14 protein-coding genes and 1 tRNA gene are annotated in these 20900 nt (G+C 41.1%); 12 read left to right on the forward strand and 3 right to left on the reverse strand.

The window, feature by feature from the left end:
- The first annotated feature begins 1 nt into the window (after nucleotide 1).
- On the forward strand, nucleotides 2–8080 hold the full coding sequence (locus I6F43_RS08055) for an LPD38 domain-containing protein (RefSeq protein ID WP_197101783.1): 8079 nt from the start codon (nucleotides 2–4) through the stop codon (nucleotides 8078–8080).
- A gap of 54 nt (nucleotides 8081–8134) precedes the next feature.
- On the opposite strand, the gene I6F43_RS08060 is transcribed toward I6F43_RS08055, so the two are convergent.
- From I6F43_RS08060 to I6F43_RS08070, 3 genes are all read right to left on the reverse strand, one after another.
- Nucleotides 8135–8344: a hypothetical protein gene (locus I6F43_RS08060; protein WP_197101786.1), complete on the reverse strand. Its 210-nt coding sequence runs from the start codon at nucleotides 8342–8344 to the stop codon at nucleotides 8135–8137.
- Nucleotides 8345–8525: 181 nt separating this feature from the next.
- Nucleotides 8526–8602 (reverse strand) — tRNA-Pro (locus I6F43_RS08065).
- Nucleotides 8603–8712: 110 nt separating this feature from the next.
- Entirely contained in the window at nucleotides 8713–9336 is a 624-nt protein-coding gene (locus I6F43_RS08070) for an arylesterase (protein WP_165735410.1), read from the reverse strand.
- On the opposite strand from I6F43_RS08070, the gene I6F43_RS08075 reads away from it, so the two are divergent.
- From I6F43_RS08075 to ybgF, 11 genes are all read left to right on the forward strand, one after another.
- Nucleotides 9337–10050, forward strand: coding sequence for an ABC transporter ATP-binding protein (locus tag I6F43_RS08075; RefSeq protein ID WP_008137049.1), 714 nt, complete (start codon nucleotides 9337–9339; stop codon nucleotides 10048–10050).
- Nucleotides 10040–12541: an ABC transporter permease gene (locus I6F43_RS08080; protein WP_197101788.1), complete on the forward strand. Its 2502-nt coding sequence runs from the start codon at nucleotides 10040–10042 to the stop codon at nucleotides 12539–12541. The genes I6F43_RS08075 and I6F43_RS08080 overlap by 11 nt, the downstream gene beginning before the upstream one ends.
- A gap of 130 nt (nucleotides 12542–12671) precedes the next feature.
- A complete protein-coding gene (gene ruvC, locus I6F43_RS08085) occupies nucleotides 12672–13196 on the forward strand; it encodes a crossover junction endodeoxyribonuclease RuvC (protein ID WP_002960649.1) in 525 nt (174 codons plus the stop codon).
- A 2-nt stretch (nucleotides 13197–13198) separates the two neighbouring features.
- On the forward strand, nucleotides 13199–13816 hold the full coding sequence (ruvA, locus tag I6F43_RS08090) for a Holliday junction branch migration protein RuvA (protein ID WP_002960647.1): 618 nt from the start codon (nucleotides 13199–13201) through the stop codon (nucleotides 13814–13816).
- A gap of 7 nt (nucleotides 13817–13823) precedes the next feature.
- Nucleotides 13824–14831 carry a Holliday junction branch migration DNA helicase RuvB gene (ruvB, locus tag I6F43_RS08095; RefSeq protein WP_007580382.1) on the forward strand — a complete coding sequence of 336 codons (1008 nt, stop codon included), beginning with the start codon at nucleotides 13824–13826 and terminating at the stop codon, nucleotides 14829–14831.
- Between the two features lie 1142 nt (nucleotides 14832–15973).
- Nucleotides 15974–16678, forward strand: coding sequence for a protein TolQ (gene tolQ / locus I6F43_RS08100; RefSeq protein WP_007580384.1), 705 nt, complete (start codon nucleotides 15974–15976; stop codon nucleotides 16676–16678).
- Nucleotides 16665–17093: a protein TolR gene (gene tolR, locus I6F43_RS08105; RefSeq protein WP_007580386.1), complete on the forward strand. Its 429-nt coding sequence runs from the start codon at nucleotides 16665–16667 to the stop codon at nucleotides 17091–17093. Before tolQ ends, tolR begins: the two co-directional genes overlap by 14 nt.
- A gap of 4 nt (nucleotides 17094–17097) precedes the next feature.
- Nucleotides 17098–18024, forward strand: coding sequence for a cell envelope integrity protein TolA (gene tolA / locus I6F43_RS08110; protein ID WP_197101789.1), 927 nt, complete (start codon nucleotides 17098–17100; stop codon nucleotides 18022–18024).
- A 9-nt stretch (nucleotides 18025–18033) separates the two neighbouring features.
- Nucleotides 18034–19392 carry a Tol-Pal system beta propeller repeat protein TolB gene (gene tolB / locus I6F43_RS08115; RefSeq protein WP_197101791.1) on the forward strand — a complete coding sequence of 453 codons (1359 nt, stop codon included), beginning with the start codon at nucleotides 18034–18036 and terminating at the stop codon, nucleotides 19390–19392.
- 34 nt (nucleotides 19393–19426) lie between these two features.
- Complete coding sequence (pal, locus tag I6F43_RS08120; protein WP_007580392.1) at nucleotides 19427–19969, forward strand: peptidoglycan-associated lipoprotein Pal; 543 nt, start codon at nucleotides 19427–19429, stop codon at nucleotides 19967–19969.
- A gap of 13 nt (nucleotides 19970–19982) precedes the next feature.
- On the forward strand, nucleotides 19983–20732 hold the full coding sequence (ybgF, locus tag I6F43_RS08125) for a tol-pal system protein YbgF (RefSeq protein ID WP_024590479.1): 750 nt from the start codon (nucleotides 19983–19985) through the stop codon (nucleotides 20730–20732).
- Nucleotides 20733–20900 lie beyond the last annotated feature (168 nt).

Below are 20900 nucleotides of genomic sequence, written 5' to 3' on the forward strand. Positions count from 1 at the left end.
CATGGCAGATAAATTACAACTATTAATTGAAGCTAACGAGCGCGGACTATTAAAAGGCAAGCACAAAGCCATGTATGACGAAGCGGTAAACCGTGGACTTATAAAGCCTAGCCAGCCAGAAGCAGAAGGCGGTTTGTCTGCAGCATTTGGCGCGGGTGTTGATAAAGTACAAGAGCTAGGCTATCGAGCGGTTAAGGGCTTTACTGACGTTGGTGTACCAGAAGAAGAACAAACAGACGCTATAGGCCGCACTATAGGCCAAGGCGGTAAATTATCTAAATGGGCTCAAGAAGGGATTGATCGCAACGTTAAAGAGCAACAATCATACGAGCCAACAGTAAAATCATATAAGGACATTGATGGTCTTAGCCGTTTAGGTAGTTACACCGGCGAGCTAGTTGCAGGTTCTTTGCCTTATATGGCTGGCGCGGCTACCGGTGTTGGTGCGTTTGGTATGGCTGGCGGTTTGTCTAACGAAGCATACGAGAAACAACCAGAAGGCGAAAAGGACGAAGTTAAAGCCGTGGCATCCGGTGCCGGCCAAATGTTACTTGAGCGTTTAGGTATCAAGGTTAGCATGGGTCAACTTGGTAAAGACATTTTAAAAGATGGCGTAGTCGAAACGGCCAAACGAATGGGCAAGGGCGAGCTTGTTGATGCTGTACGCGATCCAAGTTTTGCTAAGCGCATATTCAAAGGTGCTGTAGGTGAAGGCTTAACCGAAACAGGGCAAGAAGCTTTGGCGCAATGGGGCGCAGGTAAAAGTATTGATGAATTTGAAGGTTTAGATGAAGCCTTTGTGAGTGGTCTTTTGGTTGGCGGTGTTATGCGTACCGGCTCAGAAACGGCGCAAAAGGTTATGGGCTATCAACAAAAATCAGCAGAAGCCGTTAAGGAAGGTGTTGATCAGCTTGTAGAAGCAGGCGCAGCACCAGAAGAAGCCATTGAAACAGTTAAAAAGCAGCAGTATGACTCAGCAATAAAGCAAGGCTTTACAGAGGTTGAAGCCTCAGCGATTGTTGCCCGTACCATGAAAGAAAAGTTTGATATTGATGATCCTGTATTTACAGCGGCGGCAGAGCCAGCGCAGCAAGCGGAACTACAAGCCGAACAAGCTCAAGCGGTACCAGAAGATACGCAAACGCCAGAATTTAAAAATGATGAAGTTGATTATGATGCACCAACAGCCGCAAGACAGGCAGGCTTTGATGAAACAGCAAAATCGGCCGGTCAGTATGGCGATATGCTTACAAGTCCCGTACAGCAATCGTTATGGGATTTAGATGCAGGTAATAATGCGCCTACAGTAGATGAGCGAGTAAAAGCGGCAGCGCTTGACAAGTCACCAACGCCAGAAGACCGTTTTAGCCCGATTAAATACCAGCATGAAGGCGAGTTGTTATCGCAGGAAGCACAGAACGCGCAAAATGTGCAAGGCATAGACAATGCACCTATAGATGGTCAGATAGTGCCAGAGCAAGGCAAGTTGCCAACAACAGGTCAAACTAAAAACCGTGAAATGCGTGAACAAAAACAAGCTGATCTTGAGTCGCAGCCTAAAGGCATTGAACAAAAAGATATTATTTTTGGTGAAGATGGTCGGCCTCAGCAACGTGCAGCAGAGCAGGTTAAGCAAGCCGGTAAAGACTCGCAAAACTTATTACCACAAAAAAATATTGTTTTTGCTGATAACGAAAGCGGCGTTAACGTAGCTAAAAATGGTGAAGCATTTAAGACGAAACGTGATGCGCTATTGAGCAAAGAAGCGCGCGCCGCACGCAGAACAGGCCAAAAAACAAAAGCGGTAAGTTTTGATAATGGTTTCGGCTGGACGATTAAAGGCGATGATAGCGCTAAGCAAGATCCAGAACAGGCAGCATCGGAGCAAAGTCCTGAAACTGATACAGTTGCGCAAAATGAACAGGGCGATCAAGAGCAACTAGACCAACAAGAAGGCGAAGCTTTATCTTTAAACGTTGATGCGGAACAAGTAAAGAGCGAAGAAGGTAAAAATATCGCAGGTGAAATGATTGATGATGAATGGCAATCTTTTACGAAGGAGAGTGGTACCAAAAATATACCGCGTTCAGAAATGCCACAGATCAAAGTTGAGAATCGCGGCGCTATGGTCAATTTTATGAAAGCGCGTGACATCGACAGTGAAAAAAATGAAGTGCAAGCGAAGTCATTAAAGCCAACGCAGCAAGAATTTTCACCAGCCAAAGTTAAAAAGGCAATGGAGCTTGAGGGTGGCAACCGCTCTATACTTGTATCGAATGACGGCTATGTACTCGACGGCCATCATCAGTGGTTAGCCGCCCGCGAAAAAGGCGAGCTAATAAAAGTAATCCGCTTAAATGCGCCAATTGAGCAGTTGGTACTATTGGCCAAAGAAATGCCCAGTACTGAAATACAGGGTGATACAGGCAAGCAAAGTGGTAAATCAACTGCCACAGATAATGGTAAAGCTGCCACTTCAAGTAAATTAAATGACGATATTGGTAAATTAGTTGACCAAGAAGGCATTGAAACTGCTGGTAATGGTAATGGTAAATTAATTGAGCAAGAGCCGGTAACCCCTGAGCAAACGAGAGAGTTCCCACTAATACTAAAAACAACTAAACGTAAATGGCTGCAAAGCGAAGCTAAGAAACAGGGGCCAAAAAAGGGCTCGCCAGGCTTTGATGTTGCCATGGCTAAAATAGAAGAAGGTTATGAACCAGCCATTGATAAAGCACTTGCGGAATCTTCCTTTGAAACGTATCAAGAGTTTAATAGCGATACACCGCAAAGCATTAATCGCCAAGCTTACAGCGAACTACGTAAAGAGTTTGGCTATGATAAAGCGCCACCGCCAGACACGATTAAGCCAAATAAAAATGCAGAGCCGCCTAAGAGCGGTTTTTCTTTGCCTGAAAATCGGAAGGCTTATGGCTGGGACCGTGTTGAGCTATCGAAAAACTATACAGCTAATGAGCTAGATGCTTGGATTAAAGAGCTGAGCAACGATCCCGAAAATCAGGTAAAAGACGGAATTTATACGCTAGACACCAAGACTCGTAAAAAAATAGATGCGCTATCTTGGGCTGTTTATTACATTCAAAAAGAGCAAAAGCAAAGCTCCCCACCTAAAAATAAGAGCGACACGATCCCAGCGGAAACTAGCCAAGCAGCAGTCAAGCAACTATCAAGCAAGCCAAAACCAGCTAGCCTACAAGAAAGCATTGATGACTTTGGTGAAAAGCTTGGCGGCGCACGTAAAGATGCATGGGGCGGTTTTAGTGAGGCAATACAAGATCAGCAAAGCACGACTGAGCTACCATTAAGCAAGGCATGGCCTGAACCTAATTACAAAGAGCTTGTAGAAAAAGGAGTTAGTGCGGAGTCAGTAGCGCTAATTGCTGCAATGAGAAGTGAAATACCGCCAAAGCCACGAGTTGCTCGTAAGGTTGCAAGATGGGCAGAAAAAGTTAATACCCTAAAATCGTTTGCATCAGACTTAATGAGCGGCGAGCGTGATGTAGCAAGCGTTATACAAAGAATGCGTAATCACAGCTCAAACTTATCGGCAATTGTTGACGCGCTCCCCTCTATTGCAAAGGCCGACACTGAAACATTAAAAACCGTTTCTGGCTACCGTATAAATTCTGGCAGTTTCTCTGTATTTGGGGGTAAAACATACTCGCCTAGTAAGGTGTTTTACTTTATAGAGCGAAACGGGCGTCCTATTTATGATGGTGCTAGTGAATCGCTAAGTGATGTACAGGCGTTACTAACTAAAGTAATTAAAGCGGACCAAGCCGATGGCTCTAATGCTACAAACGGTAAAAAAAGTAAAATCAGTGTTTATCGTGACCGATACACTAAAGATATTTATTTAGGGTGGAAAGGTGCAAGCGGTGTTTTAAAAATAAAATCATTTAACGATTTAACTGCCGCCAGAGAATATCTTAAAAATAACCGTCAAGAAGTCGAGCAAACGCTACAGAAAATAAAAGAAACACCTAGTATGCGTAAGCCGGTTAATGCCGAACGCATAGGGCCAGAACGCTATGCTGAAAATGTAACGCCCGATACGTTTGGTGAAACGTTTGGGTTTAGAGGTGTAGAGTTTGGTAATTGGGTAGAACAAGCTAAGCGCCAAAAGAATCTAAACCAAGCTTACGATGGACTAATGGATTTAGCTGAAGCATTAGACTTACCACCAAAAGCATTAAGTTTAAACGGTAAGCTAGGGCTTGCATTTGGTGCGCGCGGTAAAGGTGGTAAAAATCCTGCAGCTGCACATTACGAACCAAACAGCGTTGTTATTAATCTTACTAAAAAAGCCGGTGCAGGTTCTCTAGCGCACGAATGGTGGCACGCACTGGATAACTACTTTGGTAAGCAAAGGCCTAACAAAGAGTTTATAACTGAGTCGCCGTACACACTATCCACAGATGAAATTCGCCCTGAAATGGCAAACGCTTTTAAACATGTAAGAAATGCCATCGTGCAAAGCGGATTGCCTGAGCGCTCAAAGCAATTAGACACCAGACGTTCTAAAGCTTATTGGGCAACGACTATCGAAATGACAGCGCGATCATTTGAAACTTACATTATAGATAAATTAAAACAGCAAGGCATAACTAACGATTACCTTGCAAATGTAGTGTTTGATGAAGCGTGGACTGCTGCGGAGTCACTAGGTTTAGAATCAGATAACACCTACCCATACCCAAACAAAACTGAGCAAGACAAAATAAACTCTGCTTACCAGACCTTGTTCGACACTATGGAAAACGAAAATACCAACGATGGAATACGTTTATTTTCTAAGTCTAAAAAAGCAAGCAATGCCAAAAAAATAAGTGCAGATGAGGCGCAATTAATAGCAGATAAGTTTATCAAAGGTTTAAAAGGTGCTAGCGGCATTACTGCGAATGTAATTGAGGACACTAAAACTGCAGAGAAGTTATGGCGTATGAGCTTAGATGGCTCAAATGTAAAAGGAGCTTACAGTGAAAGTAGTAAAACTGTTTATGTGATAGCAGAAAATATTGAAAGCATGCAGGATCTTAGGCAAACATTGGCGCATGAAACTATCGCGCATGGTGGACTTGATACGGTTATTGGTAAAGAGGCCAAACAAGAGTTTATTGATCGAATTAAAAAAACTAAAGGCCGCAAAGCATTTGAAAAGTACTGGAAGGATGCAAACAACGATTATTGGGATGCAAGCCAGGACGTTAAAGCTGAAGAAATATTTGCCCGCTTTGTAGAGAGCGAACCAAATAAAGGCGAAGTTAAATATTGGTGGAATGCACTTAAACGCTTTGTGCGTGCACAACTTGATAAGCTTGGCGTTGTTTATCGTGAGGATGATGAAATAACAGCAATGCGTGCAATGCTAGAAAGCATAGTTAAAGGATTTAAAGCGCAACGTGAAACATCAAGCAATCAGAGCTCGAGCTTGGCATATAGCCAATCAGATAAAAAATTTAGCCGCACAGTCGAAGAAGATACCCGTACACCGAAACAAAAGCTAGGACTCCAAGAGCAAACGCGTGAAACCATAGCCGATAAAGCCAAAGCTAAAGCAAGCGAAACCGTTGATACGCTAAAAAGCTCATCATTTTGGCAGCGCTTAAATGAGGGCGTGTTTGATGGTTTAGCCGGAATTAAGCGAGCAGAGGAGAGTGCGGGGGTAACTGATCCTAATAAGCAGGGCTATGTTAGCGCTCGTTTAGCTAGCGGACTATCGGATGTATTGCATGGTGTATTTAATTACGGTGCACCAGTGTGGAAAGATGGCATTATTCAGCGCAAAGAAAACACGAAAGGCTTGCTTGAAGTGTTTGGCATGGTAGGAGATGACCTAAACAATTGGCTTGCATGGATGGGCGCAAACCGCGCTGAAAAATTAAAGGTGCAAGGGCGAGAAAACAACTTAACCCAAACTGATATTGATGAATTAAAAGCATTAGCTAATGGTAAAGAAGAACTGTTTGAGCAGACCCGGCAAGAATACAACAAAGTAAACTCTGCCATTCTTGATGTGGCACAGGGCGCAGGTTTATTAAGTAGCTCGCAACGCAGTGGCTTTGATGAAGAATACTACGTACCGTTTTTCCGTGATATGGGAGAAACAGACGGCGAGCTAGACGATATTAAACGCATGATAGTAGAGCCGCATATGCGTAAAGGTATTGCCAGCCAGTCAGCTAAAATTAAAGAGCTTAAAGGTGGTGAGCAATCAACTAAAGATCTGCTTGAGAATATAATATCCCGTCAAAGCACGTTGCTAGATGCTTCCCTAAAAAATAAAGCTATGCAAGAGGTAACCGACAATCTTGTAGGGACTGATTATATGCAGGCAGAGGCAAGCGAAGAAATAGCCAACTTGAGCCAGCAAGACCTAAATAAACTACATCGTGTAAAGGTAATGCGTAACGGTAAAGCACAGGCTTATATGGTAAGTGACCCTGCATTACTAAGAGCGCTAATTCAAATAAATGATGCTGGCAGCCAGAGCTTATTCAACAGAATGGGGCGAAGCGCAAAACGGTTTTTAACAGCAGGTATAACCTTATCCCCAGACTTTATATTTAAAAACTTTGTACGTGATGCGGCTCATGCTTGGATGATCAATAAAGATGGCTTTACGTTTGGTAGTGACAGCATAAAAGGACTTAAAAAAGCATTTAAAGAAGATGAAGCCTATCGCGATTTAATATTTAGCGGTGCTGCATTCCAAGGCGGCTATATTCATGGCGCGGATCCTGAAGCAGCAGCGCAGCAAACAAGGCGGGCACTTCGCAGTAAGGGATTAACTTCAAATGAAATAGACGGCTATCTTGATACCGTTCTTAATAGCGGCGCAGAGCTACTAGAAAAATACAGAGGGATCAGCGATAAGGTAGAAAATGCAAACCGACTAAGTACTTATGAAGCGGCGCTTGCAGCAGGTAAAAGTAAACGGCAAGCAGCGTATGAAAGTAAGGATTTAATGGATTATAGCTTGAAGGGTAACTTTAAACTTATTGGCACCATGATTGATATGTTGCCTTTTTTTAATGCACGTTTGCAGGGCATGAGTAAGCTAGTTAGAGCAGCAAAAGCAAGCAGTGATGATCGAGTATTGAGAGTGCTTAGTGCGAACTTAGCAATGAAAGGCATTAAGGTTGCTGCGTTTAGCTTGGCCTTGGCCGCAATGAATGATGACGATGAAGAATACCAGCAATTGCCTGATTGGGATAAAGATATGAACTGGCATATTTTCGCTGATGGTGAGCACATAAGAATACCTAAACCGTTTGAGCTAGGTATTATTTTTGGCACCATGCCAGAGCGCATGTTCCATTACGGAACGGGAACGCAAACAAATAAGGACCTGGGCAAAGCAGTTGCTAACGCTGTATTTAATACAATGGCATTAAACCCAATACCGCAAATGGTATTGCCTGCAGCAGAAGTGATGATTAATAAATCATTCTTTAAAGGTTCGCCTATTGAAGGGATGGCCGACCAAAACAAACAAGCTGAGGATCGTTACAACGCATATACAAGTGACACAGCCAAGGCAATTGCGCAACAGTTTGGTGTTTCACCTAAAAAAGTGGAACATTTGATTAAAGGTTATTCAGGTACGATTGGTGGTTACGTGTTGGGCGCGAGTGATATTGTGGCGCGTCAAATAACAGGGAAGGAGTCACCAGATACGCCAGTTAGCCGTTATCCTGTAATCAAAGCGTTTTATCAAGGTAGCGGGCCAAAAACTAACACTAAGTTTTCCAATGATTTTTACGAGGCATTAGATGCGGCTAACCAGGCTTACGGAAGCTATAAGCGCGCAATGGAGTTGGGCGATACAGCAAGGCAGAAAGAGCTTATAGAAAAAGACGGCCAAAAATTACGCTCTAAAGCAACGCTGGCTAAAGTTCAGCGCATGATCTCTAAATTACGAAAAATCCAAAAAGCGATAAATGATAATGACAATTTAGACGGGAAGCAAAAGCGCGAAAAGCTGGACGAGATACAGAGCAAGATAAATGCTATTTACCATAAAGCGTATGTAGCTTTAAATTTAGGTGAGTGGTAGAAATAAAAAGCCCTCAATTAAGAGGGCTTTTAACAGAGTATTGGAACAATCAACCTACCATATTAAATTAGAGACAAAGATAAGTGCGCCACAGCATAAGCCAAAAAACAATGCGAAGGCTTCTTGTCTTTCACGCCATGCCGCAGAACCCATATTTAAGAATAGCAAACTAAGTAACATAGCAGGCAAACCAAGAAGCCAAGTTAAATTGGTTCCAATTGATAAGCCAATGATCATACTGGCAAGCATTAAAAAAATGTGCATGCTTGTACGCCTTAAGTTAAATAATAATTAAAGGTAGCGAGTAATTGCAGTTAAGTCTACGAGTGATAGAAGGATATATTTACGCAAAATAGTTTTACCACAATATTACCACTGTTTTACCACAGTGTTATTACGAACTATTTTTAATTGGGTTTAAGGTGTTGTTTTTGGAGGATTAAAATGGTCGGTATGGAGAGATTCGAACTCTCGACCCCTGCCACCCCATGACAGTGCGCTACCAAGCTGCGCCACATACCGATTTGTATGCAATAGTACGTGTATTTTTTTAAAAATCAATAAGCGATTGTTTGTTTGGGTGTTTATTACGCAAGAGACCTAAAAAGGCACTCTTGCGGTGTATTAATTGGCTAGTCTTTATTTAACCACTTTTTGATCGAGTCATACATCTCATCTCGTATTAATGGCTGAGCTTTTTTGTTAGGGTGTAAACTATCGTTTTGCATTAGCTCAGGTTGACCAGCAACATCGAGCATAAAAAAGTTCATTAAATGCGCATTTGTTTCTTCGCTAACGCGCGAAAAAGTGTCTGTAAACATTTTGCTGTAACGCGGACCGTAATTAGGGGGAATGTAAATCTCCATTAAGGCGGTCATCGCATTAGCTGCTTGGCTTTTTTGAATAAGAGACGTTAAGTTAGTTTGCATTTTTTTGACTGGAAAACCACGTAAACCGTCATTAGCACCTAGCTCAATAAGTACATGAGTGGGTTCGTATTGCTCAAGCAATGCATCTAAACGGCGTAGGGCTCCACCAGATGTTTCGCCACTAATACTGGCGTTGATAAGTTCAATGTCGGCTTGTTCGTCATCGTATTTATCTTGTAACAATTTTACCCAGCCTTCTTCTTGTCGAAGTCCGTAGGCTGCGCTTAAACTGTCACCGAGTATTAAAATCGTGTTGTCGGCTACTGCACTCAGCGGTTTGATAACTAAAAATAAAATGAATACTAAACGAAGGATTGAATGAGTCATATGTCAGCGCTTTCTCAATTAAATATAATTCAGGTTAATGGTTTGTCTAAAGTAGTCTCTACCTTTGAAGGTGAGCTGCCCATCCTCAGCGACATCAGCTTTAATGTCAAGCATGGCGAGTCTGTTGCTATTGTTGGCACGTCGGGCTCTGGTAAATCAACGTTACTCAGTTTATTAGCAGGGCTGGATACCGCAAGCAGCGGCGAAATATTTTTAGATGGCGAGCCATTACACAATTTAGATGAAGAAGAGCGTGCTGCACTGCGCGCGGCTAAAATTGGATTTGTGTTTCAATCGTTCATGTTAGTACAAAGCTTAACTGCACTAGAAAACGTTATGCTGCCAGCAGAGCTTGCTGGTGAAAGTGACGCAAAAGAGCAAGCAATTGCATTACTTGAAAAAGTAGGCTTGAGCCATCGAATTGACCATTACCCGTCGCAACTCTCTGGCGGTGAACAACAGCGTGTTGCTATTGCGCGAGCATTTATTGGTACGCCTAAAATATTGTTTGCTGATGAGCCTTCGGCTAATTTAGACAGCAAAAACGGTAAAATGATTGAGTCGTTATTATTTGATTTAAACACGCAACACGGCACTACGCTTATTTTGGTTACTCACGATGAAGGGCTTGCACAAAAATGTGAGCACATTATTCAAATAGAAGCTGGCTTACTGGTAAAAAGCCAAGTAGAGGACGTTGCTAATGTGGGTTAAGTTAGCGCTTAAGTTATTTTCGCGAGAATTTCGCCGTGGTGAGCTAACAGTTATAAGCGCAGCTATCGCCCTTGCTGTTTTAACCGTGCTTACACTGTCTATGGTTACTGAGCGAATAGGGCAAAGTATTGCGCAAAAAAGCAGTGCTTTTATTGCAGCAGACCGTGTACTTGCAAGCGATCATGTTCTCGACACTGCTTTTATTACTAAAGCACAGAGCCAAAATTTAAAAACGGCGCAAATGGTGTACTTCGACACTATGTTGTTTGCCGATGATGAAATGCAGTTTAGCTCAGTAAAAGCGGCATCTAATGCGTACCCGTTAAAAGGGCAGTTAAAAGTTAAGGATACCTTAACAGGTGAAACTAAGGTTGCTAATAGCGGACCAACGTCTGGTAATGTGTGGCTAAGTGAATCAGTATTTTACAGTTTAAATATTGATATAGGCGCGCAAGTAGAGCTTGGCGCTGCATTATTTAATGTTTCAAAAGTTATTGTAGAAGAGCCCGATGCGCCATTTAATGTATTTTCGAGCAGCCGCCGCGTGCTTATTAATATTGACGACGTGGCAAAAACCGAAGTTGTGCAGCCGGGTAGTCGTGTTTATTATCGCCAACTTTATGCAGGTAGTGAGGCCGATATAAATAGCTTTTACGAGTGGCTCAAACCACAAATGAAAGAAAACCAACAATGGTACGGCGTTAAAGACCGTCAATCACCTATTTCAAATAGTTTAAACCGCGCAGAGAGCTTTTTATTGCTCGCTGGCTTATTGGGTATTATTTTAGCCGCAGTGGCTATAGCCGTTTCAGCAAAACGTTATTGTGAACGCCAATACGATCCAGTAGCGATGATGAAAACGCTAGGCGGTAGCCGTTCAATGATCCGCAAAATATACATGCTCCATTTATTGCTTGTATGTGCAATGGCGGTAAGTATTGGGCTGTTAATTGGTTATGGCTTGCAAGAAATAGCAACAAGTTACTTATCAAAAAGTATGGGCACAGAGCTACCTTTAGGTGGCTTTAAACCTTGGCTGGTGGCTATAAGTACTGGCGTAATTTGTGCCGTTATGTTTTCTATTAAACCGTTATTTGATTTATTTGATATTCCACCGCTTAGAGTGCTGCGCCGTAACTTAGGTGACAAGTTGGCAGTAAGTCGTGTGCATTTAGGCATGAGTGCGCTAACCGTGTTTTTATTAATGTGGTTATTTAGTAACAACATAAAAATAACGCTTATTTTGTTTGCCTCAACGCTTGCGCTAATTGGTGTGTTGTTTTTGATATCTAAATTAATATTTGGTGGCGGTCGAAAATTAGGGCTTAAGCCAGGTAACAGTTGGTCGCTTGCAATTGCATCTATTCAAAAGCGTGCAAATGTGAACGCGGTACAGTTAATTAGTTTTTCGTTAGCGATTAAATTACTGCTGTTTTTAGTGGTACTTAAAAACGACATGATATCTGATTGGCAGTCGCAACTTCCTGCCGATGCGCCTAATGCGTTTTTAGTTAATATTACGCAAAATGAGCTTGAGCCAATTAATGAGTATTTAGCACAAAAAGATATTCAGGTATCAGAGTTTTATCCCACTATTCGTGGACGCGTAAATGCGGTAAACGGCGAGTTGGTAGCACGTTCTGTATCGCTGCAAGACAACGAGAAAAAAGACGAAGAAGCACGTGCAGGTATTGGCCGCGAGCTAAACCTTACATGGCTTAAAGATGTGCCTGACCAAAATGAAGTAACACAAGGCACGTGGTTTGGTGAAAATGCGATGGCTGAAGCCTCAGTAGAGGAGTCGATGCTTGAGCGTTTAGATGTTGAGATAGGCGATACGCTTACATTTTTAATTGGTTCGCAGTCGTTCGACGCTAAAATCACCAGTGTGCGCAAAGTTAATTGGGCCACGCTTAAACCTAACTTTTTTATTATTTTAAGCCCAGATGTACTTGCAGATTTTCCGGCAACGTATATTTCGTCGGTACGTATAAACCCAGATCAAAAGCGTGATTTTAGCCAGTTATTGCGTACTTACCCTACTATTACAGCGATTGATATTGATAACTTTGTTAAGCAAATACAAACAACTATTTCGCAAGTATCACTCGCCATTGGCTTTGTACTTGCAATTGTTGTGCTGTGTGGCGCGCTTGTACTTATATCGCAAGTGCAAGCTAGTTTAGGTGAGCGTATGCAAGAAATTGTAATACTGCGAACGCTTGGCGCTAAAAGCCGATTAATTAAAAACGCGACCTTGTACGAGTTTTTATTACTCGGCGGTTTAGCTGGCTTAGTTGCTGCATTTTTTAGTGATATAGCGCTTTTAATTGTGCAGCAACAAATGTTTGATTTAGCAGGTAAGTTACATCCGCATATATGGATTATTGGCCCGGTAGCTGGCGGTGTATTTGTGGCTGGTTTAGGCTATTTAATGATTGCCCGAACACTTAAACAAAATACCCAAGGATTAGTGCGTGCCCTAGGGTAAGCTTAAACTAACATGCTCCTTCAAATGCCCACCTAACACGTGGGCATTTTTGTTTTTCTTTGTACTGGTAATTTATACAGTGCTCTGGCATTATTAGCGTAATTTAAAAATAATAACAATGGAGTGCTGTTTGGCCATTATTTTAGGGATCGATCCTGGTTCACGTTTGACCGGATATGGCGTTGTTGCCCACCAAGGTTCTAAATTTACATACTTAGGCAGTGGTTGTATTAAGTTAGCCGATCATCCTTTTCCGGTTAGGCTTAAAATGATCTATCAAGGCATTACACAGCTTATTGAGCAGTTTTCGCCAGAAACCTTTGCCATTGAAAAAGTATTTATGGCGCATAACCCCGATTCTGCTTTAAAGCTTGGCCAAGCTAGAGGCGCTGCTATTGTAGGTGCTGCAATGGCCGACTTGCCCGTATTTGAATATTCAGCTAGGCAAATTAAGCAAGCAGTAGTAGGTAACGGTGGCGCTGATAAAACTCAAGTGCAACACATGGTAAAAAATATTTTAAAACTACCAGGTACGCCACAGGCCGATGCAGCTGATGCACTCGCTATTGCGATTTGCCACGCTCACTCAGAACAAAATTTAATTAAACTAGCGGGTAGCGCAAGCAAAACCGTTAGAGGACGTTTAAGGAAATAACTATGATAGGCCGCTTAAATGGTATTTTAGTCGAAAAACAGCCACCAGAAATATTACTCGAAGTAAGTGGTGTCGGTTACGAAGTACAAATGCCAATGACCTGTTTTTACGATTTACCAAAAATTGGTGAAAACGCGATTGTTTACACCCACTTTGTAGTGCGTGAAGATGCTCAGTTATTATTTGGTTTTAATAATAAAGTAGAACGCGCTTTGTTTAGAGAGCTATTAAAAGCAAACGGCGTTGGGCCAAAACTTGGCTTAGCTATTTTATCGGGCATGTCGGCAAAGCAATTTGTAAGCTGTGTAAATAACGAAGACTCAACGTCGCTAGTTAAATTACCCGGTGTAGGTAAAAAAACAGCCGAGCGTTTAGTACTCGAAATGAAAGACAGATTAAAAGATTGGGGTAATGATTTATTTACGCCATTTAGCGACAGCGCAGTAATAGAGCCAATGAGCGATGCGACAATAGCTAATAACGCAGCCGATGATGCCGTATCGGCACTGCTTGCATTAGGTTATAAATTGCCACAAGCTCAAAAAGCAGTAAAATCGATAAGCAAACCCGATATGTCTACTGAGGTTCTTATTAGAGAATCTTTAAAATCAATGTTGTGAGTAACCCATGATTGAAGCGGATCGCTTAATTGATGCGACTGAAAAAACAAATGAAGACTCTATAGATCGTGCAATAAGACCAAAACTTTTAGCCGACTACAGAGGCCAGCCTCATGTTAAGCAGCAAATGGAAATTTTTATTGAAGCTGCCCGAACCCGTGGTGAAGCGCTCGATCATTTATTAATATTTGGCCCACCAGGGCTTGGTAAAACCACGCTTGCAAATATCGTTGCCAACGAATTACACGTAAGTATTAAAACAACATCCGGCCCTGTACTTGAAAAAGCAGGCGATTTAGCTGCGTTACTTACTAATTTAGAAGAAGGCGATGTACTGTTTATTGATGAAATACACAGGCTAAGCCCGCAAGTTGAAGAAATACTGTATCCAGCAATGGAAGACTACCAGCTTGATATAATGATTGGTGAAGGCCCAGCTGCGCGTTCTATTAAATTAGACTTACCTGCATTTACACTTATTGGTGCCACTACGCGAGCAGGCTCGCTAACATCGCCACTACGTGACCGTTTTGGTATTGTGCAGCGATTAGAGTTTTATTCTGTAGAAGATTTGTCGCACATAGTAGGGCGCTCTGCACATTATCTTGGTTTAGAAATGTGTGATGATGGCGCAACCGAAATTGCACAACGTTCACGTGGTACACCACGTATTGCAAACCGTTTATTACGCCGTGTACGCGATTACACACAGGTAAAATCTGACGGTACAGTAAATGCCGAAGTAGCTAAGCAAGCGCTTGATATGATTGACGTAGATAAAAGTGGTTTTGATTATATGGATCGCAAATATTTACTCGCCATAATTGAAAAATTTATGGGCGGCCCAGTAGGGCTCGACAATGTAGCTGCAGCTATTGGTGAAGAGCGTGAAACAATAGAAGATGTAATAGAGCCGTTTTTAATTCAGCAAGGATTTATTCAGCGTACTCCGCGTGGGCGAATAGTGTCTGACAGTGCATATCATCACTTTGGTTTACTTCCTAAAAAAGACTAGCCTCATCATATACATTACTTGCTGTGGTTTATTGCGCAGCAGGTAATTGACTTAGTATCCCTTTATTTCAAATATTTATACGGCTGGTATTTTATCCAAAACCTCAGCACACTGTTGCAAATGTTATTTCAAAATACTTATACGCTTTATAGTTAACTGTTAATTCACAGGGCGTTAAGACTCGCGAAGCTATCCTGCGTACCATTCAAACTAGTAACCGAATTACTTATTGTAAAATAGGTAGGGCAATTATTAGTTTATAAATAATACCAATCTGCTTATATATGGGGTCTACTTAACGTTAAGAAAATTACGCTAGAACTAGGCAAAAGTTTTTGTATCTAGTTGTTCTAAATAAAAAATTTTTAACGACGTTATAGTGCAATTTAATTCGTTAAATTGATCAAAGATTTATGCAGGTTGGTATAAAATATGTAGCGCACCAAATTGCAGGCAAAAAAAAGCCCGCAAAAAATGCGGGCAAACAACAAGTTGAAGGAAGTAATCCAGGGAACTATGTTTTACTGAATTTGGTTTTATCCAGAAAGAGTAAAACAATGTAATACGATAAAATATCCTATTACTAAGAACTTGGCTTAATGAAACTATCTCATTCAGTGCGCTAGTTCGGTATGGGAGAATAATACGTAAGATCACCTTTTTGTTCAAACTAGAAAATTTGTATTTTCAGATTAGAAAAACTAATTCGGTGAATTTTATTGCTGTTTGAATCTTGCGCGTTAATTAATCGTTAAATTTATAAGTTAATGAAATTTATAGCTTAAGTAATTTCTTTTGATGTGGCTCGGTATTAGTTTTACTGTTACGTGAAGGTAAGGCTTATAGGTTTTGAGTGTTTATGCTCTTATTTTGAATAAACGGCGCATTTTATGACGTTTTACTTATATATTTACGCATATTTATAGTTAGCGAGTTTATTTAAAAGATTAAATAAAATACTGAGGCAAAGGGAAATGCCAACTAAAGCTGTTTTTTAACGTTTTTTGTTGCCTATTCATAGCAATACCGTTGTCAGCTTGAAATGGACTAGATACACTAGATGCAACTTTTGACCGTATAAACGGTCATATTTACACAAATTAACCAATTTGCCGTATTTTGAAATTACTTAGGAGTTTAACGTGGGATCAGGGCTTAATTTTTTAGACCTAATTTTAGAAGCAAGCTTGCTTGTTCAGTTAGTGATGTTAGGGCTAGTTGCCATGTCTGTAATGTCGTGGACAATTATATTTCAGCGTAAAAAAGCAATATCAGATGCACTATCAAATGCTAAGAAATTTGAGCAAAAATTTTGGTCTGGTATTGATCTAAGTAAATTGTATAACGAAATATCGTCACGCAGCGGTCAGTCTCAAGGTATTGAAGCCTTATTTACTTCAGGCTTTAAAGAGTTTGCTCGTCATAAAAAGAATACATTTCAAAGTGCGAGTATTGTTATGGAAGGGACGCATCGTTCTATGCGTGTTGCGCTTTCTCGTGAAATTGAAAAAATTGAATCTAGCTTATCGTTTTTAGCAACGGTAGGTTCTATTAGTCCGTACATCGGTTTGTTTGGTACAGTGTGGGGTATTATGAATGCCTTTATTGCACTAGGTGAAGTTAAGCAAGCTACATTACAAATGGTAGCACCCGGTATAGCAGAGGCACTTATTGCGACTGCTATGGGTTTATTCGCGGCAATTCCGGCCGTTATTGCTTATAACCGCTTTTCAAATAGTGTTGAAAAGCTTGAGTCTCACTATATTAACTTTATGGAAGAGTTTGCTAATATTTTACACCGTCAAGCAGCTACACAAATAGAGGCACAAGCGAATGTATCAGCGTAAAAAGCGCCGTCCGGTCGCAGAAATTAATGTAGTACCTTACATTGATGTAATGTTGGTATTACTTATTATATTTATGGCAACAGCACCGCTTATTACACACGGTGTAAAAGTTGATTTACCTAAAATGGAAGAGTCTGATTTAGTTGATACTAAAGATACTCCGCCCATTATTGCTTCAATTGATGCAGAGGGTAAATATTATGTAAGCGTAGGTACTGATCCTGAAGAGCCTATGGAAGCACTTGATGTTGCTGCGGTTATAAAATTACAGTTAATGAAAAACCCTGACGTGCCAGTTATGATTAAAGGCTCGGGTAAGGTGTCGTATCAAGAAGTATTATTACTAATGGATTTTTTGAAAAATGCAGGCGTACCATCAGTAGGATTAATGACTGAATCCTTTGAGGGGAAGTAGCTGTATGAATAGTTCAGTAGTAAAATCGATAGTACTTCATTTAGGAATTGGTGGTTTTTTGTATGCCTCTGCAAACATTCATCCGCCAGCACCTAAAGTAATGGAAGTAACGCTTAATTCGGCTATACCTACGCCAGATAAAGCAGTATCAGCCGTTACAGTTGATCAAAAACAAGTTGAGCAAAAAATTGCTGAACTTCAAAAGAAAGAAAAAGATAAAAAAAGTGCTGAAGACAAACGTATCCGCGATTTAGAACGCAGAGCGGCCAATGCACGTAAGCAACGCGAATCTGAATCTAGGCATATTAAAAAGCTAGAGCAAGAACGTAAAGCTAAAGAAAAAGAAACAGCCGAGGCGCAAGCACAAGCTAAAAAAGCACGTGCCATTGAGCAAAAAGAGCGCGCTAAAGCTAAGCAAGCTGAAAAGCAAAAGCAAGAAGCTGAAAGTGCAGCAAAAGCTGCTGCTGATAAGCGTAAAACCGAAGAAGACGCACTTAAAAAAGCAGAAGCTGAACGTAAAAAACGTGAAGAAGAAGCAAAAGAGCGTGCAGCCGAGGCAGAACGTAAACGCCAGCAAGCAATGCAAGAGCAAATGTTACAAAAGCAACTTGCCAAAGAGCAGGTTGCCCGTAGTAAAATACGTCAACAACAAGTGGTAAGCGAAGTTGATAAGTACCGTGCATTAATTATGGCGCGTATTCAGCAAAACTTATTGATTGATGAAAAAATGAAAAACCAACAGTGCCGAGTAAATATTCGTTTAGGTTTTAATGGTTTAGTAACGCAAGTTAAATCATTAGGTGGCGATAAGTTGGTATGTGAAGCTGCATTAAGAGCAGTGCGCATGGCCGACACATTACCGGTATCTAAAGATAAAGACGTATTCGAACAACTTAAGAATATTAATTTAACAATCAAGCCAGAATTTTAAAGGAATGATATGTTCAACAAAATAAAAATAGCCTGTTTAGTTTTACTGTTTGGGTTTGTGGGTGTTGCTAATGCAGCACTTGAAATTGTAATAACTGAGGGTGTAGACGGTGCAAGGCCCATTGCTATAGTACCTTTTAAGTACCAAGGTGTTGGCCCAATCCCTGAAAAATTAAGCAGTGTTATTGCTGCCGATTTAATGCGCAGTGGTAAATTTAAACCTGTAGATGTAGCGCAAATGCCACAACAGCCAACCAAAGATAGCGAAATTGATTACGCATCTTGGGTTAATAAAGGTGTGGAAGCGATATTAGTGGGCGAAGTTGAGCAGCAAACTGATGGGCGTTACTTAGTGCGTTATGAGTTAGTTGACGTGATCCGCGGCCAAATTACCGGTGGCAACACACAAATGATGAGTAATGGTAAGCTAGTTAAAAGCCAAGATCATATTTTGGAAGCGCGTGAAAGTGTTATTGGTGAAAGTGGTTTTCGCCGTTACTCTCATCGAATCAGTGACGTTATTTATGAAAGATTGACTGGTGAAAAAGGCGCATTTTTAACTAAAATTGCCTATGTAATAGTACGTGATAATGACCCTAAGCCTTATCAGTTAGTTGTTGCAGATTATGACGGATTTAATGAGCAAGTATTACTTCGCTCAAAAGAGCCTTTAATGTCGCCAGCGTGGTCACCAGATGGTACTAAGTTAGCGTATGTAACGTTTGAAAATCGTCAAAGCCAAATTTACATTCAAGATATATACACAGGTAAGCGCGAAATAATAGCAAGCTATCGTGGTATCAATGGTGCACCGCAGTTTTCGCCAGATGGTAAAAAGCTATTATTAGTGCTTTCTAAGGACAAGACGGGTGCAACAGAAGTTTACTTGCTTGACCTAGCTACACGTAAAGAAACACGCTTAACAAATCACCGTAGCATAGATACTGAGCCATCTTGGCACCCTAATGGTCAAGATATTGTGTTTACATCTGAAAGGGGTGGTAATGCTCAGATTTATAAGTTAAATTTAAAAACAGGTAGGTCACAACGACTCACCTTTGATGGTGATATGAATCTTGCTGGTTCAATAACACCAGATGGAAAAGAATTAGTGATGGTTAACCGTACCAACGGGCAGTACCATCTTGCTAAGAAAGAGCTGGCTACAGGCGCGTTCCAAGTATTAACGAGAACACGCCTAGATGAATCACCGAGCATAGCGCCAAATGGTTCGATGATTATATATAGCACGCTTCATAATAATAAACAGGTACTTGCGCTAGTATCGATGGACGGCCGCTTTAAGGCACGGTTACCTGTGCTAGACGGACAAGTAAAGGCACCAGCTTGGTCGCCATACTTACAGTAATATTACTGGTTTACTCAAAATAGGAATCTACTCAATGAAACTTAACAAAATACTTAAAGGCCTGCTAATTGCTGTGCCAGTAATGACATTAGCAGCTTGTAGCTCATCTTCAGATATTGATGAAGGTGCTGCAAACCAATCAAATCAAGGCGTTGTTGAGCAATCAACTAACACTGATACGGTTGAAGTTGCTACAATTTCTCCTGAGCAACAAGCAGAAGAGCAACTTCGTCAAAAGTACGAAGCACTTCGTCAAGAGCAAGTAATCTACTTTGATTTTGATACTGCGACAGTTGAAAGCAAGTACGCAGACTTACTTCGTGCACATGCTGAGTTTTTAGTTCAAAACTCATCAGTTAAAGTATTAATTGAAGGCCATGCAGATGAGCGCGGTACTCCAGAGTACAATATTGCACTAGGTGAGCACCGTGGCCAAGCAGTTGAAAAATACTTATTAAGCTTAGGTGTTTCAGCTAGCCAAATGTCAGTGGTAAGCTACGGTGAAGAGAAGCCAATGGTTAAGTCTCGCACTGAATCAGCTTTCGCTAAAAACCGCCGTGCGGTACTAGTTTACTAAGATAAGAGATATTATGAAGCCGAAAATTATTTTGGCAGCCATGATATTGAGCGGGAGCACCCAGTTAATGGCTGCTCCCGCTCCTGTTTCAGAAGCTGCGAGTTCACAATCAAGTATTGAGAAGCGATTAGCGTCGCTTGAGAATATGATGCAACAGCGTAACTTTTTGCAAGTTGAGTTACAGCAACAGCTTAACTTGTTACAAGACGAAGTAAGCCAAATTCGAGGTGTAACCGAAGAGCAAAGCTACAAGCTTGAAAAAGTACTGCAGCGTCAGCGTGAGTTGTATCAAGAGATTGAAAACCGCGTGAGCCAGGCTTATACACAGCCAGCAGCAGCTCCCGCAACTGATTACACGCAACAAAGCAATGCACAGACCTATAGCAGTGACTTATCTGAAAACGAAGCCTATGAGCGCGCTGTTGCGTTAATAATGAAAGATAAACGCTATGACCAAGCGATTCCTGAATTTCAAACGTTTTTAACTACCTACCCAAACTCTGTCTATGCGTCTAATGCGCATTATTGGTTAGGGCAGTTGCTTACTATTAAAAATGATGGTGTAAAAGCAGTAGAGCACTTTAAAGTCGTTGTGAACGAATTTCCAAATTCTAATAAACGCCCAGATGCGATGCTAAAGTTAGGCACACTTTTACAAGATCAAGGTTCAGCGGCGCAAGCGCAAAAAATATTGAGCGATCTTATCAATCAATACCCAAGTACAACCGCTGCAAAACTAGCAACTGATCGTTTAGGAAACTAAAGTTCACTAGCGATTAAATTTCTAGTTAGGGCGAGCAAACTACATGGAAACTCTCGAAGAATCTTGGATTTGCATGTAGTTTGAGCACAAACGGTTTAATTTTGTGCATCTAGACATAAAAACTTAAAAAAAGAGACAATTTCGGTTGCACTCATTTTATAAATAAGT

Source organism: Pseudoalteromonas sp. NZS71_1 (assembly GCF_015864305.1).
GTDB lineage: Bacteria > Pseudomonadota > Gammaproteobacteria > Enterobacterales > Alteromonadaceae > Pseudoalteromonas > Pseudoalteromonas arctica.